Source organism: Sphingomonas sp. CCH9-F2 (assembly GCF_001556735.1).
Classification (GTDB): domain Bacteria; phylum Pseudomonadota; class Alphaproteobacteria; order Sphingomonadales; family Sphingomonadaceae; genus Sphingomonas; species Sphingomonas ginsenosidimutans.
This window is the reverse complement of record NZ_LSJO01000391.1, coordinates 1-5,218: the sequence shown is the minus strand read 5'-3', so window position 1 is coordinate 5,218 and position 5,218 is coordinate 1. Positions and strand designations below refer to the sequence as shown.

Sequence of the window (5,218 nt, the reverse complement as noted above, 5' to 3'; positions counted from 1 at the left end):
CCGCCACGACCAGGATGTACCAGGCGTAGAGCGGCATCAGGTTCAGCCGCATCCCCGGCGGGCGCGTCTTGAGCACGCCGACGATCAGCTCCACCGCCGCGGCGACCGACGATACCTCGATGAAGCTGAGGCCCAGCATCCAGATATCGGCGCCCAGCCCGGACAGGTCGGTGCGCGTCGTGAACGGCGGATACATGAACCAGCCGCCGTCGGGCGCGACGTTGAAGAAGATCGATCCGCCGACGAACACCCCGCCGATCAGGAAGCTCCAGTAACCGAACGCCGACAGCCGCGGGAACGGCAGGTCGCGCGCGCCCAGCAGCTGCGGCAGCAGGATCACCGCCACCGCCTCGAACATCGGCACCGCGAACAGGAACATCATCATCGAGCCGTGCAGCGTGAACAGCTGGTTGAACGTCGATGCGGAAACGAGGTCGTTGCCCGGCGCGGCCAGCTGCGTGCGCATGATGAGCGCCAGCACGCCCGCGAACAGCATGAAGGTGAAGGCGGTCAGCGTGTACCAGATGCCGACGCGGTTGTTGTTGACGTCGGCCCAGCGCCCGAACCAGCCGGTCGGCGGCGCCCACACCGCGCGCAGCCGCCGTTCCTGATCGGCGCGCAGCTGTGGATCGTCCTGTGCGTGAAGGCTCATGTCAGCGATTCCAGCCAGCGCGCGATCGCGGTCGCGTCGTCGTTCGTCATGTGCGGATAGGCGGGCATCCGCGCGCCCGGCTTCACCGCCGGCGCATCCTTCACGAAGCGGCGCAGGTGGTCGGCATCCATCGGCAGGATGCCCGCGCCCAGCGTCGCGCGCGCGCCGATATGCGTCAGGTCGGGGCCGATCGTCCCCGCCGCATTCGTGCCGCGCACCGCATGGCATGCCGCGCAGCCATAGGCCGCGAACACGCGCGCGCCTGCTTCGGTCGCGGCGCCGTCACGCGCCGGGCCGCGCCGTTCGGCCAGCCAGCGATCGAACGCCGCCGGCTCCATCGCGATCACGTCGAACGCCATCAGCGCATGGCTCAGCCCGCAGAATTCGGCGCATTGCCCGCGGAAGCGCCCCGCCCGGGTCGCGCGCACCACCAGGGTGTTGGTGCGGCCGGGCACCATGTCCATCTTGCCCGCCAGCCCCGGCACCCAGAAACTGTGCAGGACGTCGCCCGCCTCCAGCTCCAGCGCCACCGTCCGGCCGACGGGGATGCGCAGTTCGTTCGCGGTCACCAGTTCGGCCGCGCCGGGCGGGCGATAGCGGATGCGCCACCAGAATTGCTCGCCCTCCACCGTCACGCGCAGGTCGCCGGGCGCGATCGCGATCGCGATCGGGCGCATCTGCGGCAGGGTGGACACCAGCAGCGACAGCAGGACCACCGTCGGCACGATGCCGCCCGCCCACAGCACCAGCCGCATCCCCTGCTGGTGGGTGATCGCGTTGCGGCGCGCGCGCAGCGCCATGACGATCAGCGTCGCCACCGCGGTGAAGATCACCACCGCCCCCGCGGTCATCCACCACGTCAGCCCGGCCAGCGTCTCCGCCTCCGCACCGAATGTCGAGAAGATCGATTGCCGCCCCGAACCCACGCCGCGCGGTGCCCCCTGTCCGTTCCCGTTCATCAGGCAGAAAGGAACGGCCACCGCTTTGTTCCGGGCCGCACCCCGGCAGGAAGCATAATGTTACGCAACAGACATGAACGCTTGCGCGCCTCGGCGGTTATCTGCCCCGACGCAGCGAAAGGACGAGGGGCGTGGGGGACGACATGCCGTGGTGGCGGCGCGGGACGGTGTACCAGGTCTATCCGCGTTCGTTCCAGGACAGCGATGGCGACGGGGTCGGCGATCTTGCGGGGATCGAACGCCGGCTGGATCATATCGCCGCGCTGGGGGTCGACGCGATCTGGCTGTCGCCGATCTTCCCGTCGCCGATGGCCGATTTCGGCTATGACGTCGCCGATTACTGCGGGGTCGATCCGCTGTTCGGCGATCTCGCCGCCTTCGACCGGCTGCTGGCGGCGGTTCATGCGCGCGGCCTGAAGCTGCTGCTCGATTTCGTCCCCAACCACAGCTCGGATCGCCACCCGTGGTTCCTCGACAGCCGGTCGAGCCGCCGCAGCGCGAAGCGCGACTGGTATATCTGGCGCGATCCCGCCCCCGACGGCGGACCGCCCAACAACTGGATCAGCGATTTCGGCGGCCCGGCATGGGAGTGGGACGAGGCGACCGGGCAATATTACCTGCACGCCTTCCTGAAGCAGCAACCCGACCTCAACTGGCGCAACCCTGAACTGCGCGCGGCGATGTTCGACGTCCTGCGCTTCTGGTTCGATCGCGGCGTCGACGGTTTCCGCATCGACGTGCTGTGGCATATCGTGAAGGCGGAGGGCTTCCCCGACAACCCGCCCAATCCCTATTGGCGCCCCGGCATCACCGAGCGCGACCGGCTGATCCAGCAGCATTCCACCGACCAGCCCGAGGCGCATGCGATCGCGGCGGAGATGCGCGCGATCGCCGACGGCTATGGCGGCGATCGCGTGCTGATCGGCGAGATCTTCCTCCCCAACGATCGCCATGCGCGCTGGTACGGCACGCCAGAGCGGCCGCAGGTGCATCTGCCGTTCAATTTCCAGCTGATCGAAAATGGCTGGGACGCCGCCAGGCTGCGCGCGATGATCGCCGCCTACGAAGCGTCGCTGCCGCCGCACGGCTGGCCCAATTGGGTGATCGGCAGCCATGACGCGCCGCGCATCGCCGCGCGGGTCGGCGAGGCGCAGGCGCGCGTCGCCGCGATGCTGCTGCTGACGTTGCGCGGTACGCCGACGCTGTATCAGGGCGACGAGATCGGGATCGGACAGGTCGATATCCCCCCCGACCGTGTCCGCGATCCGCAGGAACTGCGCCAGCCCGGCATCGGCATCGGCCGCGATCGCTCGCGCACGCCGATGCCGTGGGGCGCGACGCCGCACGCCGGGTTCAGCACCGTCGATCCGTGGCTGCCGCTCAACCCCGACTGGCGCACCCGCAACGTCGCCGCGCAGGAACGCGACGCCGGATCGATGCTGGCGCTGTACCGCCGGCTGCTGGCATTACGGCGCGCGCATCCGGCGCTGGCGGTGGGCGACTTCCGCCTGCTGGATGCGGCGGACGGGGTGCTGGCCTATGAACGCCGCCACGGCGACGCGGTGCTGCGGGTGGCGCTGAACCTGAGCCATGAGGCGAAACCGCTGCCGTTCAGGGGTGAAACGCTGCTGTCCACCCTGCCCGGTTCGGCGCACGAGACCTTGCGCGCCGACGAAGGGATCATCATCCGCTGACCGTCACCCCGGCGAAGGCCGGGGTCCAGATGGCGACATATCCGCATCACACGACACGCCCGCCGCTGGACCCTGGCATTCGCCGGGGTGACAGGAAGGACAAAGGACAACTACCCATGAAGATCGCCATGCTCGCCCCGATCGCGTGGCGCACGCCGCCGCGCCATTACGGCCCGTGGGAACTGGTCACCAGCCTGCTGACCGAGGCGCTGGTCGCGCGCGGGGTGGACGTGACGCTGTTCGCGACGCTCGACAGCGTCACCGCCGCGACGCTCGACGGGGTGGTGCCCGCGCCATACTCTGAAGACCCGTCGATCGATGCGAAGGTGTGGGAATATCGCCATTTGTCGCACCTGTTCGCGCAACGCCACCGGTTCGACCTGATCCACAACCAGGCGGATTTCCCCGCGCACGCCTTCGCCCCGCTGGTCGATACGCCGATGGTGACGACGATCCACGGCTTCTCGTCCGACCGCATCCTCCCGATGTACGCGCCCTATCAGGATCGCGTCCATTACGTCGCGATCAGCGACGCCGACCGGCACCCGGCGCTGCGCTATGCCGCGACGATCCACCACGGCATCCCGCTGGACGATTTCGCGTTCGACCCGGTCGGCAGCAACGACCTGCTGTTCTTCGGCCGGCTGCATCCCGACAAGGGCGCGGCGGAGGCGATCGCCGCCGCGCGGGAATCGGGCCGGGCGCTGGATATGTACGGGATCGTACAGGACCAGGGCTATCACGACCGCGCCGTCGCGCCCGAACTGGATGCCGACATCCGCTATCACGGCGCGGTCGGCGGGCAGGCGCGGGTGCGGGCGCTGGGCGCGGCGCGTGCGCTGCTCCACCTCATCAACTTCGACGAGCCGTTCGGGCTGTCGGTGGTGGAGGCGATGGCGTGCGGCACCCCGGTGATCGCGACGCGGCGCGGGTCGATGCCGGAGATCATCGAGGATGGCGTCACCGGCTTCCTGGTCGACGACCTGCCCGGCGCGATCGCTGCGATCGAACGCGCCGACACGATCGACCGCGCCGCCTGCCGCCGCGCGGTCGCGGACCGGTTCAGCATCGACCGGATGGCCGACGATTATATCGCGCTCTACCGGCGCATTCTCGGCTAGCCGCTTATCGCGGCAACTGCCCGCGCCACCATGTCCGCGGCGGCTTGGTGCACATCCGCGCGCCGACCACCTGGCATTGCCCGCCGGTCGTGCCCAGCGCGCGTTCCTTGTCATCGTCCACCCGCGGCGTGCCGTCGATGCGGTAGCGGCCCGGCGTGCGCGGCTCCGCCGGGATCGCCGACAGCCGGCTGGCGGCGGTGGCCAGCAGCGCGCCGTCGTCCTGCGCCGCGACCAGCAGCAGCGCCAGCGCCGCGCCGCTCACCCCCGCTCGCCCACCGGCGCCACGCCCAGCCGGGGCGGGTCGGCGGATCCCGTTTCCCCCTGCAGACCGTCCGCCACCACCGTCCCCGCGCGCAGCCGGGCAAGGAAGCGCGGCAGCGGACAGACATGGGCCGGGCCATCGTCGCATCCCGCCAGCGGCAGCGCCGTCCAGGTCACGCGGTCGGCGGCGGCCCGGATCGCGGCGGCACTCTGGCTGCGATACCACAGGCGGACAGCCGGCAGGCCATGCGCATCACGGACAAGCGCCACCGCCAGCGCACCACCGGGGGAAGGATCGCCCGCCGCGAAGCCGGGCGCCTTCACCGTCACCCCCAGCACCGCGGCCAGCGCGGCGACATTGGTGTCATGGCCGACCAGCATGTCGACGCGCGGCGCGTCCGGGCGGGTGAAGTCGGCCGCGATCCGGGCGACGGTAGGCGCGGTCTGGAACGCGGTCATATAGGGGGGACGCGCATACAGATCGAACAGTGCGCCATGGACCGCGCCGATCCGTTCGAGCATTTGCGGCGT

Annotated in this window: 5 protein-coding genes and 1 pseudogene; 2 read left to right on the top strand and 4 right to left on the bottom strand. The window is 70.1% G+C overall.

Annotation, left to right across the window (positions count from 1 at the left end; translation table 11 throughout):
• On the bottom strand, window positions 1–652 hold a 652-nt coding region (locus AX685_RS11415), incomplete at its 3' end, for a cbb3-type cytochrome c oxidase subunit I (protein ID WP_197418577.1).
• A complete protein-coding gene (gene coxB, locus AX685_RS11410; RefSeq protein WP_231738815.1) occupies window positions 649–1,632 on the bottom strand; it encodes a cytochrome c oxidase subunit II in 984 nt (327 codons plus the stop codon). The genes coxB and AX685_RS11415, both read right to left, overlap by 4 nt.
• 122 nt (window positions 1,633–1,754) lie before the next feature.
• Between coxB and AX685_RS11405 the strand changes: the two genes are divergently transcribed.
• Together AX685_RS11405 and AX685_RS11400 are read left to right on the top strand one after the other, a co-directional pair.
• Entirely contained in the window at window positions 1,755–3,305 is a 1,551-nt protein-coding gene (locus tag AX685_RS11405) for an alpha-amylase family glycosyl hydrolase (protein ID WP_066488754.1), read from the top strand.
• Window positions 3,306–3,421: 116 nt separating this feature from the next.
• The gene (locus AX685_RS11400; RefSeq protein ID WP_066488750.1) at window positions 3,422–4,426 is read left to right on the top strand and encodes a glycosyltransferase family 4 protein; all 1,005 of its coding nucleotides are present in this window, start codon (window positions 3,422–3,424) and stop codon (window positions 4,424–4,426) included.
• 4 nt (window positions 4,427–4,430) lie between these two features.
• Here AX685_RS11400 and AX685_RS11395 read toward each other — a convergent pair whose 3' ends face one another.
• Together AX685_RS11395 and AX685_RS22575 are read right to left on the bottom strand one after the other, a co-directional pair.
• Window positions 4,431–4,688, bottom strand: a complete 258-nt coding sequence (locus AX685_RS11395; RefSeq protein ID WP_066488749.1) for a hypothetical protein — start codon at window positions 4,686–4,688, stop codon at window positions 4,431–4,433.
• Window positions 4,685–5,218, bottom strand: a pseudogene (locus AX685_RS22575) (hypothetical protein); the annotation flags it as partial. The gene AX685_RS11395 and the pseudogene AX685_RS22575, both read right to left, overlap by 4 nt.